The sequence below is a fragment of the Gracilimonas sp. genome (genome assembly GCF_014762685.1).
Classification (GTDB): Bacteria; Bacteroidota; Rhodothermia; order Balneolales; family Balneolaceae; genus Gracilimonas.
Window position 1 is genome coordinate 1,336,287 of sequence record NZ_JABURM010000005.1, and the last position, 23,921, is coordinate 1,360,207.

Sequence of the window (23,921 nt, forward strand, 5' to 3'; positions counted from 1 at the left end):
TAAAGGCACAGGTTAACCCTGTTCTCCATGAAAATAAACCCAGAAATATTAAAAAAATTGGATTTAGATAAAATCACTGCCGAAGAAATCGGCGAAGACCATATAGGTACAGCAGCAGATACTCCTTTGCGCGATGACGCTTTTGATAAAACAGATGAAGAAAAGATTGAAATCATCCAGGAGCATTTTGCCGAAATTATGCATGCATTAGGATTAGACCTGAACGATGACAGCCTGAAAGGAACCCCGCACCGGGTAGCTAAAATGTACGTAAAAGAAATTTTTGAGGGACTTAACCCTAAGAATAAACCTGTAGCTCGTCAGTTCAACAACAACTACGACTATAACGGCATGCTGATCGAAAAAAATATACAGGTAACTTCATTTTGTGAACACCATTTCCTGCCGTTTATTGGAAAGGCGCATGTAGCGTACATTCCGTCTGGGAAAAAAGTAATCGGCCTTTCCAAAATTAATCGAATCGTTGATTATTATTCTCGTCGCCCACAGGTACAAGAGCGTCTTACCCTCCAAATTGCAGACGAATTACAAGAAGCACTTGAAACTGAAGATGTTGCCGTTTTTATAGACAGCAAGCATTTATGTGTTTCCACCCGTGGAATTAAAGACATCAGCAGTACAACGATTACTGCGGAATACCGCGGAGCTTTTAAAGGTGAAGCTACCCAGCAAAAATTCATTGACTACATAAAAACCAACACCGAGATTCAATAATCGCTGTGGCTGATAAAAATAATCAACTTCACGTTTATAATACCCTATCCCGTAAAAAAGAACCCTTTGAGCCGCTTAATCCGCCGCATGTAGGGATGTATGTTTGCGGGCCTACTGTCTATGGAGATGCTCATCTCGGTCATGCCAAAAGCTATGTTTCCTTTGATGTAATCCTACGTTATTTGCGCTACCTTGATTATAAAGTCCGCTATGTTCAAAACATCACTGATGTAGGGCATTTGGTAGATGATGCAGAAGAAGGGGAAGATAAACTTAGCAAACAGGCTCGTATTGAAAAAGTACAGCCCATGGAAATAGCTGAAAAATATACCTATACCTATTTTCGTGACATGGACGCTCTGAATGTGCTTCGCCCGGATATAGCTCCCCGCGCTTCAGGACATATACCTGAACAAATTGCAATGGTCAAAAAATTGATCGAAAATGGCCATGCCTACGAAGTAAATGGCAATGTGTATTTTGATGTCTCTTCAGACCCTGAATATGGAAAGCTAAGCGGACGTAAAACCGAGGATGCTGAATCCGGAACGAGAGTTAAAACGGCCTCTGACAAACAAAATCCGGAAGATTTCGCCCTGTGGAAAAAAGCATCTGCAGAACACATTATGAAATGGGATTCGCCGTGGGGTGTCGGTTATCCCGGCTGGCATATTGAATGTTCAGCTATGAGTACCAAGTATTTGGGTGAAAGCTTTGATATTCACGGCGGTGGCTTGGAAAACCAGTTTCCTCACCACGAATGTGAGATTGCCCAGGCCGAATGTGCCCATGACAAGCAATTTGTGAAGTACTGGCTGCATAACAATATGGTGACGCTGGAAGGGCAGAAAATGGGAAAATCGCTCGGTAATGCGATCAACCTTCATGAGTTTTTTACCGGTGATCACAAGCTTCTGACACGGGCATGGCCTCCGGAAATAATCCGGTTTTTCTTACTTCAAAGTCATTACCGAAGTACCACCGATTTTTCCGAAGAAGCACTTGGAGGAGCAGAATCCGGTTTAAAAAACCTGCACTCCATGATAAATACTATTGAGAATGCGAAAGCCGGTTCCGGTAATACTTTTGATCTGAAAGGACTTAAAAGTGAAGTCGAAGCGGTCATGAATGATGATTTCAATTCAGCTCAGGCTATTGCCATATTATTTGACAAGCTGAAGGAAATCCGCAAACAGATCAACGACAAAAATGCCCCGGAAAACCTGGATGAGATTAAGTCTTTTTTGCATGATTTTGTAGATGGTGTGCTGGGAATTTGGCCCCGAGAAACAGCCGGTGGCAAGGAAGAACTCACAAAAGGATTGATTGAACTTTTGATTGAAATCAGAAAAGAAGCCCGCACCAGTAAAAATTTTGAACTTTCGGATAAAATCCGGGACGATCTTAAGGATTTGGGCGTTCAGCTCATGGATGGAAAAGAAGGTACCTCCTTCGAGATTGAGTAATGAGATGGATAAAAGTCATATTCAGCAAACTCATCATTGGCTTAGTAAAGTTTTACCAAGCTGCCATATCTCCATGGCTGGGTAAAAGTTGCCGATACACCCCTACCTGCTCACAATATATGATTGAAGCCGTGAACGAATGGGGACCATTAAAAGGCTTTTGGCTGGGCATCAAAAGGATCGGAAGTTGCCATCCATGGGGTGGTGAGGGTTACGACCCGGTACCAAGGAGAACATTGAACACGGAACATTCAATATCAAATGATGAACAGGAGACTTCTTCTGACGAATTGATACACGTTCCAAGAGATATTGAATAAAAAACTATAAACTAATTCAGTCATCCTGAGGCTACTGCCGAAGGACCTTCACAGGTAAAATACTTGAAGGTTCTTCGCTTTCGCTCAGAATGACCATATCATTTACAAAACATGTCTAAAATAGCATTCAAACAGAGACTCACCGTAGAACAAGTTGAAGAAGGAACCGACCTGGCTCCAAAATTTCAGAAAGACGGTCTCATTCCCGTTGTAACAACCGATTATGAATCCGGCGAACTTCTGATGCATGGCTACATGAATGAAGAAGCCTTAAAGAAAACCATCGAGATTGGAGAGGCCGTATATTATAGTCGCAGTCGCGAAACCTTATGGCATAAAGGCGCCACCAGCGGACTGGTTCAAACCGTAAAAGAAATGCGTATTGATGATGATCAGGATTGTGTATGGCTGCGGGTTGAAGTTCAGGGCAACGGTGCAAGCTGCCACGTAGGCTATCGCTCCTGCTTCTATCGCAGCGTGCCTGTGAAAGATGAATTTGAGAAAAAAGACGGTGAATTAAATTTCGAAGAAGACGAAAAAGTCTTTGATCCCAAAGAGGTTTATGGGGATGCACCAAATCCTACCAAGTTGTGAATCGCGGATTTAGTGGATTGCACGGATTCTTTTAATCCCGGCAATCCCAAAATCCTGTAAATCAAGGTTCAAAATTTCACGCCTTTCATATGTATCTTGTTCCGCATGCTCTGCGGAGGAAGCTTTTTTAATTACGCAATTCTAAGCCCTCCTTACATTTACAAAATTGGATCTTTAGTCTAAAGCACCTATAATCCCTGAAATTTTTATTCGGGTAATAATTAAAGCTACTTCTATGGATAAGTATAAAAATCTTCATCTGTGGCTGCTCATTCCTTTTTCAATCGCGGTACTGGGGTTTATGAGGAGTTACTATCTCAATTTTACGAACGCTTCCTGGGGAAATCACATTCATGGAATATCGGCGACTATTTGGTTTATGTTTGTGATCATTCAACCATACCTGGCAACCCATGGTCAGCTTAAAAGACACCGATTATATGGCAAGATCGGCATGTTTTTAGCCGGAGCCGTATTTGCTTCTGCCCTTGTAATGATCCCAGAAAACATCCGTTTTGCCCAAACGGATATTGATCCCTGGGTCGCACCAGACTATTTCCTTTATGGAGTCTCCTTCTTTGATTTTGTAGCCATTACCGGGTTCGGAGTAAGTGTCATTATGGCCATCATCAAGTCTAAACAAATAGATGAACACGCCATCTGGATGGTTTCAACGGTACTTTGGGCATTGATGCCGGCACTGGCCCGGTTTGGACTCGTCTTTGTTTTATGGTTTGGCGGGAGTCTGGGTTTTGCTGAAATCGCAATGATCACAACCCCTGCAATTATTATTACCGCTGGCATTATCATGTACAAACTTAAGCGATGGCACCCGGCTATGTTGGCCGTAATTATAGGACACATTGGCGTCTACTTGATCATTCCTTTAGGGAATAATCAAACCTGGATTGACTTTGCTACAGCGCTATTCTCATTCAAACAGTTCTAATTGTTTCATAAAAAAAGCCCAAAACCATTGCTGATTTTGGGCTTCTAATATATTCGGCTTTGCTAAGTATTAAGAATATACTTCAGGACTTCTCTTCTTCTTGATTCTTCCGCCTCTGGATTTACTGAAAGGTTCACTTCCTTTAGACTTCCTATTCCCTTTTTTGGAATTAGATCCACCTTTTCCTTTATATCCTCCGGATGAAGAACCATTAGATGAGGAAGATCCATTGGTATCAGGTTTTGCTAATTCAACGGAAATATCCCGGCCTTCAAATTTAGCGCCGTTCATGGCATCGAACAATTTGTTATCAAATCCTTCTTCCACTTCAAAAAATGAAAAGTTGTTTTGGATATCGATCTTACCAAAATCAGGTTTTTTACCGTTCATCTGTTCGTTAACAACACCCATCAAACGAGCAGGGTTTAAACCGTCTCTTCCGCCTACATTTAGAAAATAGCGGGTAAATCCGGCTTCAGCTACACGGCTGTTGCTGCTATTTCCACCTGAATTTCGCTTCCCTCTGTTTGAGGAAGAATTACGGTTATTATTGTTTTTAGATTTTCCAGCCGTAGCATTAATATCTCCGGCTTGCTCGTAATACTCCAAAATCTGGTTGAATTCCATAGATACGAAGTGCTGAATGAGTTCCTGCCAACCTAAATCTGACAAACGCTCATACACTTCCGGTAAATATTTTTCAATCTGCTTCTGATTTACTTCTGTGGTTCGCAGTTTTTCAACCATATCCATCATGCGAACCCCGCAAACTTCTTCTCCTTTTGGGACGTCTTGCTTGATGAAATTTTTGCCTGACATTTTTTCCAGGGCTTTAATTCTGTTCATTTCACGGGTGTGAATAATAGAGACTGAAATCCCACTATTCCCGGCACGACCTGTACGACCGCTTCGGTGAATATAAACTTCCAAATCATCAGGAAGATTATAGTTGATAACATGAGTTAAACTGTCAACATCAAGTCCGCGGGCGGCAACATCCGTAGCCACTAATAATTGCAATTCTTTATTTCGAAATCGATTCATTACTTCATCGCGTTGAGCCTGAGATAAATCTCCGTTCAACAAATCGGCATTATAACCTTCTTTAGAAAGTTTAGAAGCTACTTCAGAAGTTTCGCGACGTGTTCTGCAAAATATAATTCCATAAATATCCGGGTTTACATCCGCGATGCGCTTCAAGGCATCATAACGATCTTTGGCATTCACCATGTAAAAATGATGCTCCACATTAAGCGCACCGGAATTACGGGCATTCACCTGAATTTCCTCCGGATTGTTCATGTACTTACGCGCCATCTTGGAGATCTGATTTGGCATTGTAGCCGAAAACAGCAGCGTTTGTTTTTCCTTCGGGGTGTCGTGAAGAATGGCATCCAGATCATCCTGAAAACCCATATTCAGCATTTCGTCGGCTTCATCTAAAATCAGAGACCGAACATTGGTTACATCCAGTTTTCTTCTCTTGATCAGATCCAGCATTCGTCCCGGGGTTCCAATAACCACCTGAGCACCATTCTTGAGTCCGCGTATCTGCGTAGAGATATTAGCTCCGCCATATACAGCTAAGGTTTTAATACCTTTTTGATGTTTGGCAAAAGCCTTCAGATCCTTTTCAATTTGGATGGCCAGTTCACGGGTTGGTGAAAGCACCAAAACCTGAACATTGCTTGAGCCGGCATCCACTTGTTGCAATACAGGCATTCCGAAAGCACCTGTTTTCCCGGTCCCGGTTTGTGCCAGGGCAATTAAATCCTGCTGTGAAGCTAAAATAGTAGGAATAGCTCTTTCCTGTACTTCTGTTGGAGTTTCGAAGCCAAGATCTTCTACAGCTTGGCATATTTCGGGCGACAGGCCCAGTTCTTTAAACGTTGACATATAGTATTTTTTAGTCGGTTTAATCCCGTTCAGAAATTTTTTGCTGTACGTTTTCTTGTCCGGAATAAATTTGGGGTGAGCTATGGACAAGAGGCAAGCACGACTGCTTGATTTACAAAGGCCAGCAAGGTTCTATAAACCTGAAAAGTTTAATATTCCAGTCTTATCGCGAACTCACGATTTTTAATAAGCCCTAAAGATACACATAAAAATCTTCTGGTATGAAATCTTTGTGAAATTAATTTCTGATCACCGTAATAGAAAACGCAGGTCCAAAACTCCTGTTTCACAGCTTCTTTATGACCGCACCTAATCGTGAATTTTTCTACCGTTATTTTGTTACTGTAAGAACAAAAGTGTTTGACTATGATTTTTCTTAAAAATTTACTCTTGATATGGTTAGATTTAGACAAAACAAAAAAGTAATTAAATCCTAAAAATGAAGCATATAACCAATCATTATTCTGAAGCTCAACCCCTTTCTTCACTTGAAAAAAGAATTCTTAAGGAATTAGATGAACAAAGTATAAAACCTCGGGATTGTATTTGGGGGACCTCTATCTGCAGTGATGAGGTCAACAACAGCCTTCTTGGATTAAGTAAACATTTTAAAGCTCCGGGACCATTTTTCTTTGGGGGTATTTCAGGTATCCCATTTACGGGAAAGACAGGCTTCAAAGCTTTTTCCAGCCATATTCCTGATGATGGAGGAGCCGTTATCCTTTATGGGCCTCATATCGGACTCAACAAAGAAGGAGTGATTGGCAAGGTACATCGTGAAGGCCAAGAAAATCCCACCTCCTGCTGCGGATCATTAATTGCAGGCCTGAATAATGTGAAAGAAGGGAATGTGCTCACGATTTCCCATGATGATTATCAGCAAGGACAGGTGAATAAAATCCTTATCGAGCATTTTGAACAAATTAAAAAATCTGACACTCCGATTAAGACCACCACCGAAATTGCTTTCAACCAAATTAAAAGAGAGCTCACGGATATTGTCTCGTCTTGTCTTGAACATTTAGGAAGCAGTCCGATTTTACTTATTGGCGGAATTGTCATTAATACTGACTGGAACCAGGAAGACTTTTTTGAAATCAGGGATCTTACCTGGTTTAATCATTAGACTATACGGAATAACATTAATCACCCAACTTCCCCCTCATGCTGAAATACTTTCCCATACTTTTTGTTTTTGGATTTTTGACTGCAAGTTGTACTACAGAGAAATCTGAATCACCCGTTGTTAATTGGAATTCCGTCCAGGATTCTACAAATATTGCCTATACCGTAACGGGATTAGATGGTCCTGAAGCTGTTCGCTATGATCCGGACCAAGACGTCTATTTCATTGCTAACTTTACCGGAGGGGGCAACGATCAGGATTCCACCGGTTTTATTACCAAAGCTGATGCAGAAGGAAATATCATCGAGCGGGAATTCATGATCGGAACGAAAAAAGCGCCACTCCATGCTCCACGTGGCATGTTTTTAGTAAATGAAACATTATGGGCAGTGGATGTTTTGGGGCTTCATGGTTTTAACAAGCAAACCGGAGAACAAACCGATTTTGTAGACTTCAGTGAGTTTGAGATTGGCTTTTTAAATGATGTATCAGCGAATGAGAATGGGATAATCTATGTAACAGATACCGGCAATCCCCGAGTCTATAAAGTGGAAAACGGTGCTGCTTCGATATTTCTTGATTCACTTGAAATTTCACCGAATGGAATTACGCTGGATCCTGAAAACGGAAAATTCGTTTTAGCTCCCTGGAGCGGAGAAACAACATTCTATACTTTTGATACTGAAAAAGATTTAGTGGAATACGATAATATAGCCGGTGGGTATTTTGACGGGTTGGAGTTTCTAAATGGAAAGCTCTTATTGGCAAGTCAACAGGATTCAAGTATTCGTATATTTGACGGAAATGAAAGTTCTATTCTCATTAAAACATCAGGCAGACCGGCTGATATTGGAATTAACACCCAGTCAAATCATATAGCGGTGCCGTATATAGCGTTGGATCGCGTAGAAATTTGGGACTTAACCAACTAATACCGAGACTTAATGTCTGATAATATAATTCCGTTTCCTGAAAATGAATTTGAACGGGTACTCAAAGAAAAGCTTGAAAATCTGTATGAACCACAGGCTCAAAGTAAGTCTATATCCTATGATGTAACCCTTGCCAATGATCATCGGGGGTTTGAATTTCCAAAAAGCAAACTCCTTCAGATTCTTGGAAACCTGATTTCCAATGCTGTTAAATTCACCCCGGAAAACAGATTTGTTCAAGTAGAACTCAATATCAAAAAAACTGACAAAACTCTCAGTGCCATAGTGAAAGACAACGGTGTTGGAATATCCCCCGAACAGATAGAAAAATTATTGAATGATGAGGGTGAAAGTACTCAGGGAACAGGAAATGAAAAGGGTTATGGTTTTGGACTGAAGTTAGCCAAACATCTTGCCGATTCCCTGAATGGAACCTTGCAAATTGAATCTGAAAGAAATAAAGGAACGACCATAACCGTCTCCATTCCTTTTTAGTTTACTTACCCTTTGTTGCCTGAGCCTTTTCTTCTCCTTTTTCGATTACTGCTCTTGGGCTTCACATTATTACGGCTGTTACCGCTGGTCTTTCCTTTAGAGCGGGGTTTTCGGGATGGTCGGCGAGATTGTTGCTTGTCAGGTGCCGCCGGATTATGGTCGACCAAAGGAAACCCGTGCTCATCAATTACAGGGATTTGCTTCCCGATCAGTTTCTCAATATCACGTAAATAAGCTTTTTCCTGGGCATCGCAAAACGAGAGTGCCGTTCCATTTGCCCCGGCCCTTCCCGTCCGGCCGATACGATGCACATAGGTTTCAGGAATATTCGGTATTTCATAGTTAATTACATATTGTAACTCATCTACATCAATCCCCCTGGCAGCAATATCCGTTGCTACAAGCACGCGTGTTTGCTGTTCTTTGAAATTCCCCAAAGCCCGTTGTCGTGCAGCCTGGGATTTATTTCCGTGAATGGCTTCCGCCTGAATATTATTTCCGTTTAGTAACTTCACTACCTTATTGGCCCCGTGCTTAGTTCGGGTAAAGACCAACGCAGATTTAATTCCATCATCCTGCAGAACATCCACCAATAGGTTCCTCTTATTTCCTTTATCCACAAAGTAGATTCCTTGTTTGATGGCATCCACAGTAGGTGATTCGGGGGTGATTTCAACTTTTTCCGGCTTATATAAGATAGAGTTTGAAAGTTGTACGATCTCAGGCGGCATAGTAGCCGAAAAGAATAATGTTTGACGTTTGTTGGGGAGGGCTTTCAGTAATTTCTTTACGTCATGAATAAAACCCATATCGAGCATGCGGTCGGCTTCATCCAATACAAAAATTTCCACATCAGAAAGGGAAATAAATCCCTGGCTCATAAGGTCCAGTAAACGCCCCGGGGTAGCCGTGAGGATATCCACTCCGCGCTTCAGTTTTTTAACTTGACCCTTTTGGTTCACCCCTCCAAATATAACCGCAGTATCTAAATCCGTAAACCTTCCATAGCTTTGAAAACTTTCGTCAATCTGGATGGCCAATTCACGGGTTGGAGTAACAATCAAACTCCGGATTTTCCGATTTTGTCCACGCGATTTATTTGCACTTAATAACTGTATTATTGGAATGGCAAAAGCGGCCGTTTTTCCTGTCCCGGTCTGGGCGCACCCCAGTACATCGGTACCTTTAAGAGCAATGGGTATGGCTTGAGATTGAATGGGTGTGGGGTGAGTGTATCCTTCTTCTTCCAGAGATTTAAGGATGGGCGTACTGAGGTTCAGTGATTTAAAAGACATATAGGGTATTAAATGAAAAAGCCCGGATCTGAGCCGGGCTAAGAAAAGTGAGCCTCAATGTACGCATTAAATTGATGAAGTATTCTAAGAGGTGGTTTTATTGCCACAACATTCGATCAGGTTGCCCGGGTTGGCATTTAGAACCTCAATGTTCGGAATGAAAACAAAGCACTTCAAAATTCAATATTAAATATTCCTCGTTCAATATTCGGGCTTTAGCCCGTGGTTTTCTTATACCGGTTAATCGACACCAGCATCAACACACTCCCCATCCCGATGAGGATGTACACCATAGCCTGTATTTCCTGCCAGCCGGCTCCTTTGAGCAACACCATCCGCATGATTTTGATGAAATAAGCCACAGGATTGGCCAAAGTGATGTTTTGTGCCCATCCCGGCATGCTTTCTATCGGGGTGAACAGTCCACCCAGCAAAATGAAAACCACCATGATGAACCAGGCGATAAACATGGCTTGTTGCTGGGTGTTGGTCATGGTGGAGATGAGTAATCCCATGGACTGAATGACCACAAGGAAAATTCCGCCTACCACTAAAATAGTAGCCAAGCTTCCTAAAAAAGGAATATGGAATCCATATCGTGCCAAAGCCAGTCCTACCAAGAGGTCAAACATCCCGATAATCCAGAACGGCTTGAGCTTGCCAATCATAAACTGGTATTTACGGATGGGGGTAACGTTAAGCTGCTCAATGGTTCCGATTTCCTGTTCGCGGACAATATTCATCCCCGATAAAAACAAACCGATCATGGAAACCAGCACCACCAAAATACCCGGCACCATAAAGGTGATGTAATCCAAATCCGGATTGTACCAATTCTGAGGAATGAGATTGATGGTTTTGGCCTGAACCACTGCCGGTTCAGCCGATTTAATTTTCAACTCAACCTGTTTCTCCGTATTCAAATCATTCAAAATTGAAGCGCTGTAGGATTGAATGAGTCCGGCAGTACTCCCATCCACCGCATCAATGATAAGCTGAACAGGTGCTTCTCTCCCGCCGGTTAAATCTTCTTCAAAATCCGGTGGCACTACAATAATCAGGCTTATGCGTCCCGCATCCAGCCATTCCATCGCCTTATTCCTGTCGAAAGTTTCTGCCTGTAAATTGAAATAACCGGTAGACTGAAATTTAGCCACAAGCTCCCTGGAAACCTGTGACTGATCCATATCAAGGAGGGCAAAATCCACTTCTTTCAATTCGTAAGTGGCCGCAAAGGAAAGGACCAAAAGTTGAATCACCGGCATCACAAAAAGGATCGGCAGCATGGCCTTATTCCGGAAAATCTGAAGAAATTCTTTTCGAAGTAAAAATCGGATGATTCTCATTGCAGCCTCACTTTGAATTTTTTAAGGCTCAGCCCGATAAATCCCAGTGTCATTACCAACAAAACCAAAGTTTCTTTCCAAACTAATATCAGGTCGGAGCCTTTAAGCATAATGTCTCTTACAATGATTAAGAACCATTTTGCAGGAATAATATGAGAAATACATTGCAAAGGAGCCGGCATACTTTCCACCGGGAAAATGAACCCGGAAAGTAAAACAGTTGGAAGCAGCAGTCCGGCCAGCGAGACCATCATCGCCGTTTGCTGATTGTTGGCCGCAGAGGAAATGAACACCCCTAATGCCAAGGCGGCCATAATAAACAATCCCGCCTCCAGGAAGAAGAACAGATATGACCCTTTAAAAGGAACATGAAACACAAACTCAGCAAGCACCAGGATAGTAATTACGTTCACTACCGACAAAACCATGTAGGGCAATACTTTACCGATTATAATATGATAGGGTTTCAACGGTGAAACCAACAGTATTTCCATATTCCCCATCTCCTTTTCGCGAGTGATAGAGATGGACGTCATAAGAGCAGAAACCAGCATGAGGATGACGGCGATGAGTCCCGGCACAAACAGGTTTACACTGCGCAGCTCCGGGTTGTACATCATCCGAACTTGAGGCTGAATTCCGGCTTGCTGCACCTGTGCCTCCCGGTTCAGTCCCTCCACATAATCCCGAACTATATTTGAGGTATATGCCTGTACCAAATTAGCCAGGTTTGGGTCGGTGGCATCGGTTATGATTTGAATATTTGCCACATTTTCGCGAACCAGTTTCTCTTGAAAACCCGGTTCAAATACTACAATTTCCTTGATGTCTCCTTGACGAAATAACCCTTCCACTTCATCATAATTTTCCAACAATGCCATCACCTGAAACGATTCCGAAGCCTCCAGTTTTTGAGTGATAGTCCTTGTCACCTCATCCTTGGAAAAATCAAGGATTCCAATTTGAGCACCACTGATTTCATTCCGGATAGCAAAGCCAAACAACACCATCATGATCATGGGCATGCCGAAAAGCACTACCAGGGTACGCTTATCACGGTAAATCTGCTTGAATTCTTTGGTTACAAATCCTCGAAATGTATTCATCCGTCCCCCCTCGAAGCAGATCGAGCCAGCTTTATAAAGACTTCTTCTATAGAATCTGATGAGAAAGATTCTTTAAGCTCTCCCGGTGTGCCAAGTGCATCAATGCGGCCATCCACCATGATTGAAATGCGATCGCAGTATTCGGCCTCATCCATATAATGTGTGGTCACAAAAACGGTGATTCCCCAATCAGACACTTCGTAGATCTTCTCCCAAAACTGACGGCGTGTAACGGGATCAACCCCACCGGTCGGTTCATCCAAAAACACAATCCTGGGTTCATGCAAAATGGCAATAGAGAACGCCAGTTTCTGTTTCCATCCCAGCGGCAGTGAACGCACCAGTTGTTTTCGAACTGAACCGAGTCCCACAGATTCTATTACTTCATCAATTTTTGGAGATAAATCCCGGTTTGATATGCCATAAATACCGCCATAAAACTGAATGTTTTCTTCGGCCGTCAGATCATCATATAGTGAAAACTTCTGACTCATATAACCGATATTCTTTTTGATGGTTTCCGCTTGGGTATAAACATCATTGCCTGAAACAGTCGCGGAACCGGAACTTGGAATCAACAATCCAGTTAGCATTTTCATGGCGGTGGTTTTTCCGGCCCCATTGGCCCCGAGAAAGCCAAAAATTTCCCCCTGCTTCACATCAAATGAAATGTTATCGACCGCGGTAAAATCGCCGAATTTACGGGTCAGGTTTTCAGTCTGGATGGCCAATTCACTCATAGACTGCCTCCTTTTGGGTATGCATCAACGCCATGAAGCTGTCTTCGATATTTGGCTTTATGGAATTGATTTCAACAGATTCCAAACCCTGATTAATCAAGTATCTCTTCAGGGCATTCAAATCTGGTGTATCATCCTTACCCGTGTAATGAATAAACTCACCAAAGGGATGTACGGAAGCCGCCTTCGGATATTCTTTTAAAACCTGAAGCAGTCTATATTTGTTTTCCGCTTTGATTCCCCATAAAGGTTTCTCAAAAGCTTGCACAATATTCTTTGGCGTATCTATTTGGAGAATTTCCCCTTCCTGCATAAGCGCTACGCGATCGCATAAATTAGCCTCATCCATATACGGTGTGGAAACGACAATGGTAATTCCCTCTTTTTTAAGCACAGACAACATTTCCCAGAATTCCTTTCGGGAAACGGCATCAACCCCGGTTGTGGGTTCGTCGAGGAGCAACAATCTGGGCTTGTGAATGAGTGCACAACTCAGAGCAAGCTTCTGCTTCATCCCTCCTGAGAGAGCACCTGCCAATCGATTTTTAAAGGGCTCCAGCTGACTATAAATCGGTTTTACCAAATCATAATTTTCCTCAATCGTAGTTCCAAATACCGATGCAAAAAACCGGAGATTCTCTTCCACCGTCAAATCCTGGTACAAGGAAAACTTTCCGGGCATATAACCTAAAAGCGGGCGAATTTCTTTGTAATCATCCACCACGTCTTTTCCCAACACTTTAGCTGTTCCTGAATCCGGGACTAACAGTGTATTTATGATCCTGAACAGCGTTGTTTTCCCTGCCCCATCCGGGCCAATCAACCCAAACAATTCCCCGGTATTCACCTGAAAAGAAATTTTCTTTACAGCCTCTACCTTTCCAAAGGATTTGCTCACTTGCGATATGTTTACGATTGATTTCAAATTGATTCCTGGTTTTGTTGATCGTTCATACGGGATCCTTTCCCTGTCCCTTGCCCTCCTGTTCCGGTCACTAAAAATTTACCTCACCCGGCATCCCGATCTTCAATTTGCCATCCGGATTGGGTACCCGCACTTTCACCGCATACACCTGTGTAACGCGTTCCTCTTTGGTCTGAATCATACGAGGGGTGAATTCCGCTTCCGAGGCAATCCAGCTTACCGTGCCGCTCATTACTTCATTCGTTTTTGCATCCTTGTCAACCAGTACTTCTACGTTTTGCCCAAGCGTAACATTCGGTAGTTGTGCACCGGAGATATACACCCGCAATTCCATTTCTTCTAAGTTGGCAATTTCATACAGCGGTTTGCCGGGAGATACCAATTCATTAGGCTCAGCAAAAGCAGAAAGCACTATTCCCTCAAACGGATTTATAATATGAGTTTTTTGCAGTTGGTCTTCTACCTGAGCAATCCGGGTTTGCATGGTCTCAAGCTCCGCATATACCGATTGCTTTTGCACTTCCACCGAGGCAATTTGTTTTCGAAGTACATTTACCTGTCCCTGTGCCTGATCAATTTGCTGCTGGGTGGCGGCGTTGTTTTGCTTCAGATTAATGAACCGCTCCAAATCTTGTTCAGCAGTTTTCAGTTGCTCTTTATACACTTCTGCTTGTGCTGTCAGTTTATCAATATTGGTACGGATGGCCCTGACCGATGCTGATAGTTCATCTTTTTGAAGGGATAACTGAGTAGTATCAACTTGCCCAACTTTGCGGCCTGAACTCAATGTCATCCCTTCTTTCACATCAAAGCTTTTCAGGATGCCTGAAGCTTCGGAAGAAATCGTGGTTTTGTCGGATTCAAACTGCCCGTAAGCGTCCGAAGTCTCCCCATTGCTGCAGGAAACGAGCATAACGCCCAAGCCTATTAATCCGATGATTTGTTTTAATTCCATGAGATTCCTTTTTTGGTTGAATATTCTATGATGCTCTGAATGAGCTGAACCTGACGTATTTCCAGGTTTAATCGGGCCTGACTTTCCGCATTTAATTCCGTGATATATTCGGTAGAAGTAATTACGCCCTGTTCCAGCAGATTTTTCTTTTCCTTCACTACCTGCTCCCGCAGCTTAAGCACCTTTTCATCCAGTTCAATTTGCTCCCTGAGTTGCTCAAGTTTTTTCTCTGACTTGCTGAGTTCGTTTTTCACCCCAAGACGAAATGTTTCTTCATCAGCCTGTATTTTTCGTTTCTGTAATTCCAACACTTCTTCTTTCTTTCCAGAGTTTAACAAGCTCTTTAAGCTCCATTGTGCCTTCAATCCCACAATCCAGAAGGTTTGTAAATCGTTTTCAAATACATTCAGCCCGGGGCGGCCGTACGCCGTTTTCGCAAAAGCGGAAACTTTGGGAAGTTTATCGGAGGCAGTCAGCTCTTGCTGAAGATTTAGGGTATTGGTTTGAACCGAGAACAATTCAAGTTCTGGCCGGGAAATTTCCCGTGGAATAAAACCCATTGCCTGAACCGATGGAATTTCCAGCTCAGTATCCGGTGTAATTTCTTCCCCTATCAATTCACTCAATACCTCATAAGCAGCTTCCAAATCATACCGGACCTGTATACTTTGCTGTTGAACTTTCAGCAACTCTGCTTCTAATACCAATCCGTTTCCCGGCAACAACACTCCATTATCAATTTTGGCCTGAACCGATTCAAGTTGTTTCTCCAGATCTTTGATAAGCACATTTACGGTTTGTGATTGTTTCTGCAAAAACAAAATCCCGAAATATACCTGTTCGGTTTGGCCTCTCACATTCCATAATTCCGTTTTCACCCCAGCATCTTCGACGGCTCTTTGCTCCATTTCCAGCTTTCGCATGGCTCCGGTCCTTCCACCGTCATAAATTGGCTGAGTTACATCCACAGAAACATTATAATGATCTTTGCTTAATTCCGGTGCATTAGCCGCAAATGGCACTTCTGTCACATCCGATTGATAACTGGCACTAGCGCTAAGCTGCACCTCCGGAAAAAGTCCTGATCTTGCAATCCGGTCGTTGAGTTCTGTTATTTTTTTCTGGATTTCAAATTTTTGCGTTATCGGGTATGAAGCCTCGATTTGTTCATAGCAATACTCCAGGGAAATGAATTTCCCGGAATCCTGGGCTAAAATGTATTGTGGAACAAAAGCAAAGAAGAATCCTATAGTTGTTGTTAAAATGAAGTACCGTAAACCGGTCAGGTTTAAAACACGGGGGGCATATTCAATAAAGTTGCCTTGAAACCTGACAGGTTTTGCCATTGTATTTAATTTGAGTATAGTCATGGCTTCACCCCTTTCATAATCAGTTCGGGAATTAGTGTTTTGCGTTCTTTTAGAAACTCTTTGTACTCTTTTTCATCGAACCCAAAAATGACCTGAACCATAGTTTTGGCAATCACCGGCATCATGCACATGCTTACAATATTGATTAAAAACTGTTCAGGCTTGATCTCCATGATTCTTCCTGCGGCAACTTCCTGCTCGACCTGTTCTTTAAATTTCTGAGGTAACTGAATCTGGGTGGAAATGATAAAATCACGAAATCTCTCCGGATGCATATTCATTTCATGAATAACAAAAGCCGGTAAATGCGGATTGACCTTGAATATGTAGTAATAGAAATCCACGATTTGTACTACTTTTTCTTCCAGGGTTTTATCCGATCCCAAAACGCCAAGAAGCTTGGGTAATATCTTCTTAACACCCGCCTGAAAAACCGCCATAAATAATTTGTCTTTACTGCGGTAGTAATAATGCAGCATAGATTTGTTGATCTCTGCCTCATCCGCAATTTCTTGCATTCGCGCACCGTCAAATCCCTTTTTTTGGAATACTTCCTGCGCTGCTGTAAAAATTTTTTCTTCGGTTTCTTTTTCTAAAGCCATAATACTTTTTGTTTGCGTTGATGAAATGATATGTAAATTAACTAAATGTTTCAACCATTTAGTTAAATTATTTGGTTAATTCAATTGTCACACATCCTATATTCAATATAAACTATAAGAAAGAGGGTGTTATTATATTGATGTGATCAGGGAATACAGCTTACTATAATTCAGTTATCTGGCTAATACTTCCCTATGTTTGAGCAACTGTGGGTTCTTTCAAAGATGAACGGGTGATTGTTTCTTACCACTCTCAAAAACAGCATCTATCACTTTAAGATTGGCAATGGCATCCGTTAAGGGAGTTGGGACCGGTTCATCATTCATAATTGATCTGGAAAAAGCATCTCCCTGAAGGGTATAGTGATCCGCCTGTACGGTTTTCTTTTCAAGCAATTCACCTTTATTCCTTAAATATACAGATGTCGCATTTGTATATGGGTTGAAAGGGTTATCCATTTCGATCCGCGCTTCAGTGCCCAAAACAATAAGACTTTGATTTCTGCCGGCTTGGGTTGAGCAAGTAAAAACCGAGGTCCCTTTCGAAAATGTCAATATTCCCGAGGCAAGTCGGTCTATATTAAAATCAGGATCCATATCGACTTCTCCCATCACTTTTAAAGGTTCTTCATCAAATATGTAACGTGAAGCGGAAATGCAATAACAGCCCACATCCAGGAGGCCACCGCCCCCCATACCCTCTTTATTTCTGATATCATCAGGATTGACGTTGTAGTAAGTAAACATTGTTTGTAAGGTTTTAACATCACCGATCTTGCCGGAGTCAACCCAGCCTTTTACCACCTCCCACTGCGGATGAAAGCGATACATGAAAGCCTCCATCACCTTTAGGTGAGGATATTTTTCCGTTTCCTTTTTCAGCCTTTCTGCTTCTTTAGCATTTATCGCAATCGACTTTTCACATAATACATGCTTTCCGGCTTCCAGTGCTTTGATAGTCCACGGTACATGCAGGTGGTTGGGAAGCGGATTATAAATAGCGTCAATTTCTTCATCTGCCAACAGTTCTTCGTAGGACCCATAAGCCCTGGCGATATTAAGAGTATCAGCTGCTTCTTTCGCCCGTTCCGCCGATCTTGATGATATCGCCTGAATATTACAAAGCTCTCCCTTTTGCATTCCCGGAATCACATGTTTCGTTGCAATGTCAGCCGTACTTAAAATTCCCCAGTTTACTTTATTCATCTTATTTGTTTAGGGTTTTGATATTTCACCAACAGAGTAAAAATTTTCTCCGTGAACTTCACAAAATGTTCACATTAGCTGGCGATCTTATAAACGAATTAAACATTTAAGACAAGCATATCCGAAATAACGAGGTCGGTACCGCTTGAAACTTTAAACTAAACAACCATCACTATGAGACTCCTATTATCCATACTCACCATTTTTACACTGGCGTTTACAAGTACTGTTTATGCACAAGACAAAGTCGAAATTACCGTAGAAAGTAATGACCGCATGCAGTTTGATACTGACGAAATTAAAGTTAAAGCCGGACAAACGGTGGTTCTTACTCTAAAACATGTCGGAAAACTTCCGAAAGCAGCCATGGGCCATAATTGGGTGTTACTTACTCAAGGCACCAGCATTCAGGAATTTGGTTCAGCTGCATCTAAGTTTGCAGGTAACGAATATATCCCTGAAGGAACCGATGACGTAATTGTACACACAAAGTTGATCGGTGGCGGACAGGAAACAACGATTGAATTTACAGCTCCTGAAAAAGGAACTTACGACTTCATTTGCAGTTTCCCGGGCCACTATGCCATGATGAAAGGCAAATTTATTGTTGAATAAAAGTAGTTAGTTGCACATCTAACTTACTTATTTATACCCCTCAACCCCGGTACTCTGATCAGTTCCGGGGTTTTTATGTTTGGGAAATACCAGAAATCGCTTCTTTAACTGAATCTTCACCCTGCAGCAAGTCCAGACTTTTACCAAAAGTTACCGGACGGTCGATCAGTTCAGTTACTACAGCCGCTACATCATCCCGGGTGATGGTCCTGCCTTCTATCTCTTCAATGTATTCGGATAATTCAACTTGTCCGGTTCCAGGCTCGTTGGTCAATCGTCCGGGCATCAAAACGGTGTAATCAAGGTCTGTATTTCGAAGATGATTATCAGCCTTTGATTTGGCTTCATAATAATGCCGCATAGACTTTGACCACATCCCGGAATCTCGATTTGCCTTGAGTGCACTTACCATCACAAAGCGGCTGACTCCGGCTTTCTCTGCCTCATCAATGGCTTTAATAGCTCCGTCTCGATCAATGACTTTGGTTTGTGACTTTGGAGTATGCCCTCCGGAACCAGCTGTAAACACCACCGCATCCACTCCTTGATATACATGACTGAAATCTTCCTCCAGATCCCCCAGAACTGTATCTACCCCTTTACTCTTAAATTGGCTGACCTGTTCTTTTTTACGAACCATGGCCTTGGGGGTATGTCCGGCTTCTTTGAGTTGATGAACTAATCGTGTTCCAATTTGCCCGTTTGCACCGATAACTAATACCTTCATTTTGAGCTCAATCTTATTCGTATTCAACATTGTAAAAATACTTATGCAGGAATCGTTTCTTTCTCTTGCGATCAGCAGCCCCTTTTCCCAGGAAAGAAAAATTTATCAAAGTGTTGTATATATGATACTTTCCATGTAAAGAGAAATCAACCTATCGTAGTATGAAAAAAGTACTTGTATCTACCGGAGGCGGAGACTGTCCGGGATTGAACGCTGTGATTCGTGCCATTGTGAAACGAGCCCAGCGAACTCAAGATTGGGAAGTATATGGGAGTATGGAAGCATTCAATGGTGTTTTGCGTTCTCCAAAAGAAATTATTCGACTGGACGATGAAAAAGTAGCAGGCATACACGCCAAAGGTGGTACTATTCTGCAAACCACCAACAAAGGAGGACCCTTTAACTGGCCGGTAAAAAAAGAAGACGGCTCCTGGACCACGGAAGATCGTTCTGATGAAATGATTGATTACCTGAAAAGAGAAGGATTTGAGGCAGTTATAAATATTGGCGGGGATGGCTCTCAAGAAATCAGTTACCAGCTATTCGAGAAGGGATTGAATGTGATCGGAGTGCCCAAAACCATTGACAACGATCTAGCCTGCACCGACTACACGTTTGGCTTCCAAACGGCTGTTGATATTGCAACAGATGCAGTTGATAAACTGGTCACCACAGCGGAAAGTCACCATCGATTGATGATCCTGGAAGTCATGGGGCGTGGCGCCGGATGGATTGCCCTTCATTCAGCCATAGGCGGAGGGGCTGAAGTCTGTCTTATTCCCGAGATCCCTTATGACATTAACAAAGTGTTGGAGCGTCTGAATAGTCGTTACGAAGCAGGGAAAGGATTCGCCATCATTGTAATTGCAGAAGGTGCCAAACCAAAAAAGGGATCGGTAGTAGCTCGTAAAAGTGACGAAACAGGTTATCAGAATGTGCGATTAGGAGGTATTGCTAACCAACTTTCAGACCAATTAAAAAAAGCCGGATTTGATCACGACATAAGGGAAATGGTACTCGGACACTTACAACGCGGTGGAATCCCTATCGCCTACGACCGGGTACTTGCCACACAGTTTGGGGTAAAAGCGATGGAAATGGTGATCAATGGAGAGTATGGCCAAATGGTTTCTTTCCTGCATCATGAAATTACCTCCGTTTCACTGAAAAGAGCAACTGAAGAACATAATTTCGTGGATCCTCAAAGTTTTCTGGTACAAACCGCTAAAGGTGTTGGGATTAGTTTTGGTGATTGAACCCATCATTCCACAAAGCCCTGAAGCTTCATAAAAAGCAGGCTTACCAGCATTGCTAAACCGAAACTTAAAAGGGTACCGATAAGGATATATTCGGTTAGCTTTATCCCCTCTTTCTCCTTCAGGTCTCCGAAACGAAAAACAGATTTCGCGGCTAACAAAAAACCAATACCCGACCAGTTTCCACTTACCACAAACCCAAAAACAAACAGTCTTTCCAGTATTCCGATTAATTTCCCTGCATTAGCCAGCGTTTTCTTTTCCTTACTTTCATTTTCAGGAAGCCATCCGGCGATCAAGATCTTTATGGTAATGGCAGCGGGTTGTGTCAGCATAAAAATGCAAAGCAAGAGCAATAGATTGTACTGAGTGAATAGCATTGAAATCAACACCGAAGCCTCTTTATCGATCCAAAACCAGATACCAAATATCACCAACAGGTGAAAAGACTGATCAGCAAAAAAGAGAATTTGCTCATAAAAGGTATTCCGTTCAAAGCTTTGCGAATCGGTATTCTTCCTCAATACTAGTTTTCCGGCATCAATGATGAAATGAGTGATAAGGATGATCAGGGGAATCCAGAGGTAAAATAGATCTTTACTGATCTCCGGCCACAACAACATCAAAGTGACCACGGCATGAATGACCACATGACCATACAGATAACCTGATCTCAGTCCATATTCGCGCTTATGATCCACCCATTTTTTGAATTGAAGTCCAAAATCACCAATCAGGTGGGCTAATATGAGTTTAAGAAGAAGGATCATATCACAACTCTAATTTTTTTAGCTGTTCTCTATATCGCTCTTCTACGGCTCTTACTTCATCCATATATGCACGCTTATGCCGCTCACTTACCGAAGACTGTGTGATGCCCAGCTTCTTGGCCATATCCTCTTGCTTCAGGTTTCCTGTTAAATTCATACGTACATATTCAGCTGCCTTTGGAGTCCAGTTATCCATTGCAATCAGCAGTAATCGCAGATAAAGATTGATCTCTTCATCAAAATCTGTATCAGGACTCTTCACAATGATATTTTGTTTGGCAGATGATAAGAACTCATATCCTTCTCCCGAGCGAACAAAGGCATCCCCATTCGACTCAGTAATATTGGGAGCGTCAAATGTTTTGTCGCCAATACCGATGCTTAAACGTACGTCTATCCCCTTTACCTGTTTTACCGATGCTTTAATATCAATAACATGTTGAAGGGCATTTTTCGGGTCAGTTATCTCGGCCTGAAAGCTGTCGCCCCGGTAAATTTCCCAGCTTTTCGGGGATGAACCGATCTCATCGAGCGCTTCTTTAAGCGGTTTCAACCACTTTTCAGCTTCCGTGTTCCTTGAATTGATGATATCACCGGTTATTACACTAATCATGCTAGATTATAGGTTATTTAACCGATAAAATCAATTATCGGCTAAAAAGCCTGTATTAAGCTTTATCGGCACTTAAGCCGATATCATTCGCAAGGATGGAAAATGGCTTAATCGATTAACCGTGATTTCAACCAACCCTAAACTTCAATTCCTCAATAGTTGATAGGATATCATCCCGGTCCATTTCACGATAACGCTCAGGAAGCAGTTCTTTGGAAGTACATTCGATCACCGCACTCAGCGTCTGTAATTCAATTTCTTCGGGATAAGTTGGGGGAAGAAAATCATTCAGTGCGAGATCAAGTATTTCAGGGGTAACCTGCTTTTTACCTTCGGCAGCGGCCCGGAACTTGGCGCGGGTTAAAGCAGCTTCCATATCGGCACCGGAAAAGGTTTTTTCGCCTTTCTCAATCATCACTGGGGTATATTCTTCGGTCATTTTTAGGCCGGTCTTTTTGGCCATGGCCTCGAATAATTCCACTCGCTCTTCTTTGGTATGAGGCGGAAATAGGGCCAAATGTTCTTCTGCCCTGCCCTGCCGTTTTAAATCCACCGGCATGAGATCGGGGCGGGCGGTCATCAGAAACCAAACAATACGTCCGCGATTAGCCGTATCACTCATAAAGGTTGCGATCTGCGAGAATACCCGGCTTGAAACCCCACTGTCTCCGCTTGCATCACGGTCACCGAGGTAAGCATCCGCTTCATCTATCATAACAGCCACAGGGGCCATAGCTTTGAGCAGGGAAAGAATTTTCTCGAGGTTTCCTTCGGTCACCCCCTGCCACTGACTGCGGAAGTTTTTGAGTTTCACCATCGGGATTCCAACCTCACTGGCAAAACAGGTTACCATAAAAGTCTTACCGGTTCCAACCGGACCACACACCAAATAACCCATGGGCATCACATCTTGCCGGCCGGCCTTTAAAGCTTTCACTGCCTGACGTAAATGTTTTTTCACATGGGTATGTCCGGCTACGTTATCCAGGGAATATTGAGTTTCCACAAATTCCAGTAAACCATACGCTTCTGCTTCAATCAGCTCCTTTTTAGCTTCGGATAAACCTTCAAAGGTAATCTTCTCCTTGTTTTCCCTAGCATGAGAAAGCACACTGCGGATATTCACAAAATTCAATCCGGCTGTTTGCTGGGCAATGATCTCCGCTTTTACGGATGAGATTTCTTTCCAGGTATCATTAGCTGTTTCAAACTTAATGAAATCCAACCGCTCCCTTTCACCGGGGATATTTATTTTAATATCCGTCGTATACGGATTTTGAACCAACGTTTTGTTGAGATCCGCAAGGTTTTCCGTGATAAGTACGGTGGTGAAATCAGCAGCTAAAAACATGGGATCATGCGCCCATCGTGACAAATATACGAGCGAGGTCCGGTCTTCATTTCCAATGGAAGCGGCATCGCTCATCGGGACGATGGTCTCGGCATAATCAATAATCAAGCCAATGCTTTTCTTTTGATCGAGACGGAGACGAAAGTACTGCTCCAACAGCGACATCACCCGAACGGGGTCTTTGGGCATCTTATTGGCGTAATCGGTTCCAACCAAACTATCCCGCCCGGCTATGGCCTGATTAAAATCAGCCTGAGATTCCTTATCCCTAAAGTAAATACCGGATGCACGATCATAAAAGACTACAAAATCCCGGGCCCCAAAAAACTCTTCTGATAAAAAGGATTTTAACCGGTTAAATTCAGGGCCTTTATCTGTATTCAGAGAAACCAAATCGTGCACGTTGCCATGCAGAATAAATTGATTAATAGTTCTGCTCAGATATTTCCTTGCAAATTCCTGGGACCATTTAGGATAGTGATCAAACATATTTTCTAAGTTTCAAAGTGGACGAGTGACAAAATTACAAAG

The 23,921-nt window shown here is 42.5% G+C and carries 24 protein-coding genes; 10 read left to right on the top strand and 14 right to left on the bottom strand.

The features are described from left to right. The first annotated feature begins 27 nt into the window (after nt 1-27). From folE to HUJ22_RS06010, 5 genes are all read left to right on the top strand, one after another. The gene (gene folE / locus HUJ22_RS05990; RefSeq protein ID WP_366870878.1) at nt 28-735 is read left to right on the top strand and encodes a GTP cyclohydrolase I FolE; all 708 of its coding nucleotides are present in this window, start codon (nt 28-30) and stop codon (nt 733-735) included. Nucleotides 736-740: 5 nt separating this feature from the next. Next, nucleotides 741-2,201, top strand: coding sequence for a cysteine--tRNA ligase (gene cysS, locus HUJ22_RS05995; RefSeq protein WP_290875230.1), 1,461 nt, complete (start codon nt 741-743; stop codon nt 2,199-2,201). Continuing rightward, the gene (gene yidD / locus HUJ22_RS06000; RefSeq protein ID WP_290875232.1) at nt 2,201-2,521 is read left to right on the top strand and encodes a membrane protein insertion efficiency factor YidD; all 321 of its coding nucleotides are present in this window, start codon (nt 2,201-2,203) and stop codon (nt 2,519-2,521) included. Before cysS ends, yidD begins: the two co-directional genes overlap by 1 nt. Before the next feature lie 111 nt (nt 2,522-2,632). Continuing rightward, nucleotides 2,633-3,115, top strand: coding sequence for a phosphoribosyl-AMP cyclohydrolase (hisI, locus tag HUJ22_RS06005; protein WP_290875234.1), 483 nt, complete (start codon nt 2,633-2,635; stop codon nt 3,113-3,115). Between the two features lie 235 nt (nt 3,116-3,350). Beyond that, nucleotides 3,351-4,064, top strand: coding sequence for a hypothetical protein (locus tag HUJ22_RS06010; protein ID WP_290875236.1), 714 nt, complete (start codon nt 3,351-3,353; stop codon nt 4,062-4,064). Nucleotides 4,065-4,133: 69 nt separating this feature from the next. On the opposite strand, the gene HUJ22_RS06015 is transcribed toward HUJ22_RS06010, so the two are convergent. Beyond that, entirely contained in the window at nt 4,134-5,960 is a 1,827-nt protein-coding gene (locus tag HUJ22_RS06015; protein ID WP_290875238.1) for a DEAD/DEAH box helicase, read from the bottom strand. A gap of 439 nt (nt 5,961-6,399) precedes the next feature. Between HUJ22_RS06015 and HUJ22_RS06020 the strand changes: the two genes are divergently transcribed. Genes HUJ22_RS06020 through HUJ22_RS06030 form a run of 3 tightly spaced genes read left to right on the top strand, consistent with a single transcriptional unit; the run spans nt 6,400 to nt 8,513 of the window. Then, a complete protein-coding gene (locus HUJ22_RS06020; protein ID WP_290875240.1) occupies nt 6,400-7,086 on the top strand; it encodes a hypothetical protein in 687 nt (228 codons plus the stop codon). 38 nt (nt 7,087-7,124) lie between these two features. Further along, entirely contained in the window at nt 7,125-8,018 is an 894-nt protein-coding gene (locus tag HUJ22_RS06025; RefSeq protein ID WP_290875242.1) for a hypothetical protein, read from the top strand. 12 nt (nt 8,019-8,030) lie between these two features. Further along, nucleotides 8,031-8,513 (top strand): ATP-binding protein, encoded by a 483-nt coding sequence (locus tag HUJ22_RS06030; protein WP_290875244.1) that lies wholly within the window; start codon nt 8,031-8,033, stop codon nt 8,511-8,513. Between the two features lie 5 nt (nt 8,514-8,518). Here the strand turns inward: HUJ22_RS06030 and HUJ22_RS06035 are convergent, their stop codons facing one another. The 9 genes from HUJ22_RS06035 to HUJ22_RS06075 form a co-directional block, all read right to left on the bottom strand. After that, on the bottom strand, nt 8,519-9,808 hold the full coding sequence (locus tag HUJ22_RS06035; protein WP_290875246.1) for a DEAD/DEAH box helicase: 1,290 nt from the start codon (nt 9,806-9,808) through the stop codon (nt 8,519-8,521). Nucleotides 9,809-10,023: 215 nt separating this feature from the next. Continuing rightward, entirely contained in the window at nt 10,024-11,154 is a 1,131-nt protein-coding gene (locus tag HUJ22_RS06040) for an ABC transporter permease (protein WP_290875248.1), read from the bottom strand. Continuing rightward, nucleotides 11,151-12,260: an ABC transporter permease gene (locus HUJ22_RS06045; protein ID WP_290875250.1), complete on the bottom strand. Its 1,110-nt coding sequence runs from the start codon at nt 12,258-12,260 to the stop codon at nt 11,151-11,153. The genes HUJ22_RS06040 and HUJ22_RS06045 overlap by 4 nt, the downstream gene beginning before the upstream one ends. After that, nucleotides 12,257-13,000, bottom strand: a complete 744-nt coding sequence (locus tag HUJ22_RS06050) for an ATP-binding cassette domain-containing protein (RefSeq protein ID WP_290875252.1) — start codon at nt 12,998-13,000, stop codon at nt 12,257-12,259. The genes HUJ22_RS06045 and HUJ22_RS06050 overlap by 4 nt, the downstream gene beginning before the upstream one ends. After that, entirely contained in the window at nt 12,993-13,898 is a 906-nt protein-coding gene (locus tag HUJ22_RS06055; RefSeq protein WP_290875254.1) for an ABC transporter ATP-binding protein, read from the bottom strand. The genes HUJ22_RS06050 and HUJ22_RS06055 overlap by 8 nt, the downstream gene beginning before the upstream one ends. A gap of 97 nt (nt 13,899-13,995) precedes the next feature. Then, nucleotides 13,996-14,880 carry an efflux RND transporter periplasmic adaptor subunit gene (locus HUJ22_RS06060; protein WP_290875256.1) on the bottom strand — a complete coding sequence of 295 codons (885 nt, stop codon included), beginning with the start codon at nt 14,878-14,880 and terminating at the stop codon, nt 13,996-13,998. Continuing rightward, the gene (locus HUJ22_RS06065; RefSeq protein ID WP_290875258.1) at nt 14,871-16,250 is read right to left on the bottom strand and encodes a TolC family protein; all 1,380 of its coding nucleotides are present in this window, start codon (nt 16,248-16,250) and stop codon (nt 14,871-14,873) included. The genes HUJ22_RS06060 and HUJ22_RS06065 overlap by 10 nt, the downstream gene beginning before the upstream one ends. Continuing rightward, on the bottom strand, nt 16,247-16,852 hold the full coding sequence (locus tag HUJ22_RS06070; RefSeq protein ID WP_290875260.1) for a TetR/AcrR family transcriptional regulator: 606 nt from the start codon (nt 16,850-16,852) through the stop codon (nt 16,247-16,249). Before HUJ22_RS06070 ends, HUJ22_RS06065 begins: the two co-directional genes overlap by 4 nt. A 219-nt stretch (nt 16,853-17,071) precedes the next feature. Then, nucleotides 17,072-18,058, bottom strand: a complete 987-nt coding sequence (locus HUJ22_RS06075) for a Gfo/Idh/MocA family oxidoreductase (RefSeq protein WP_290875262.1) — start codon at nt 18,056-18,058, stop codon at nt 17,072-17,074. Nucleotides 18,059-18,232: 174 nt separating this feature from the next. Between HUJ22_RS06075 and azu the strand changes: the two genes are divergently transcribed. Then, entirely contained in the window at nt 18,233-18,673 is a 441-nt protein-coding gene (gene azu, locus HUJ22_RS06080; protein ID WP_290875264.1) for an azurin, read from the top strand. 73 nt (nt 18,674-18,746) lie between these two features. Here azu and HUJ22_RS06085 read toward each other — a convergent pair whose 3' ends face one another. Beyond that, on the bottom strand, nt 18,747-19,400 hold the full coding sequence (locus HUJ22_RS06085) for an SDR family oxidoreductase (RefSeq protein WP_290875266.1): 654 nt from the start codon (nt 19,398-19,400) through the stop codon (nt 18,747-18,749). 161 nt (nt 19,401-19,561) lie between these two features. On the opposite strand from HUJ22_RS06085, the gene HUJ22_RS06090 reads away from it, so the two are divergent. After that, nucleotides 19,562-20,656 carry an ATP-dependent 6-phosphofructokinase gene (locus tag HUJ22_RS06090; protein ID WP_290875268.1) on the top strand — a complete coding sequence of 365 codons (1,095 nt, stop codon included), beginning with the start codon at nt 19,562-19,564 and terminating at the stop codon, nt 20,654-20,656. Between the two features lie 5 nt (nt 20,657-20,661). Here the strand turns inward: HUJ22_RS06090 and HUJ22_RS06095 are convergent, their stop codons facing one another. From HUJ22_RS06095 to HUJ22_RS06105, 3 genes are all read right to left on the bottom strand, one after another. Next, complete coding sequence (locus tag HUJ22_RS06095; RefSeq protein ID WP_290875269.1) at nt 20,662-21,426, bottom strand: DUF3307 domain-containing protein; 765 nt, start codon at nt 21,424-21,426, stop codon at nt 20,662-20,664. A gap of 1 nt (nt 21,427) precedes the next feature. Next, on the bottom strand, nt 21,428-22,039 hold the full coding sequence (locus HUJ22_RS06100; RefSeq protein WP_290875271.1) for a SatD family protein: 612 nt from the start codon (nt 22,037-22,039) through the stop codon (nt 21,428-21,430). 127 nt (nt 22,040-22,166) lie between these two features. Next, complete coding sequence (locus tag HUJ22_RS06105) at nt 22,167-23,879, bottom strand: AAA family ATPase (protein ID WP_290875274.1); 1,713 nt, start codon at nt 23,877-23,879, stop codon at nt 22,167-22,169. Between the last annotated feature and the right edge of the window lie 42 nt (nt 23,880-23,921).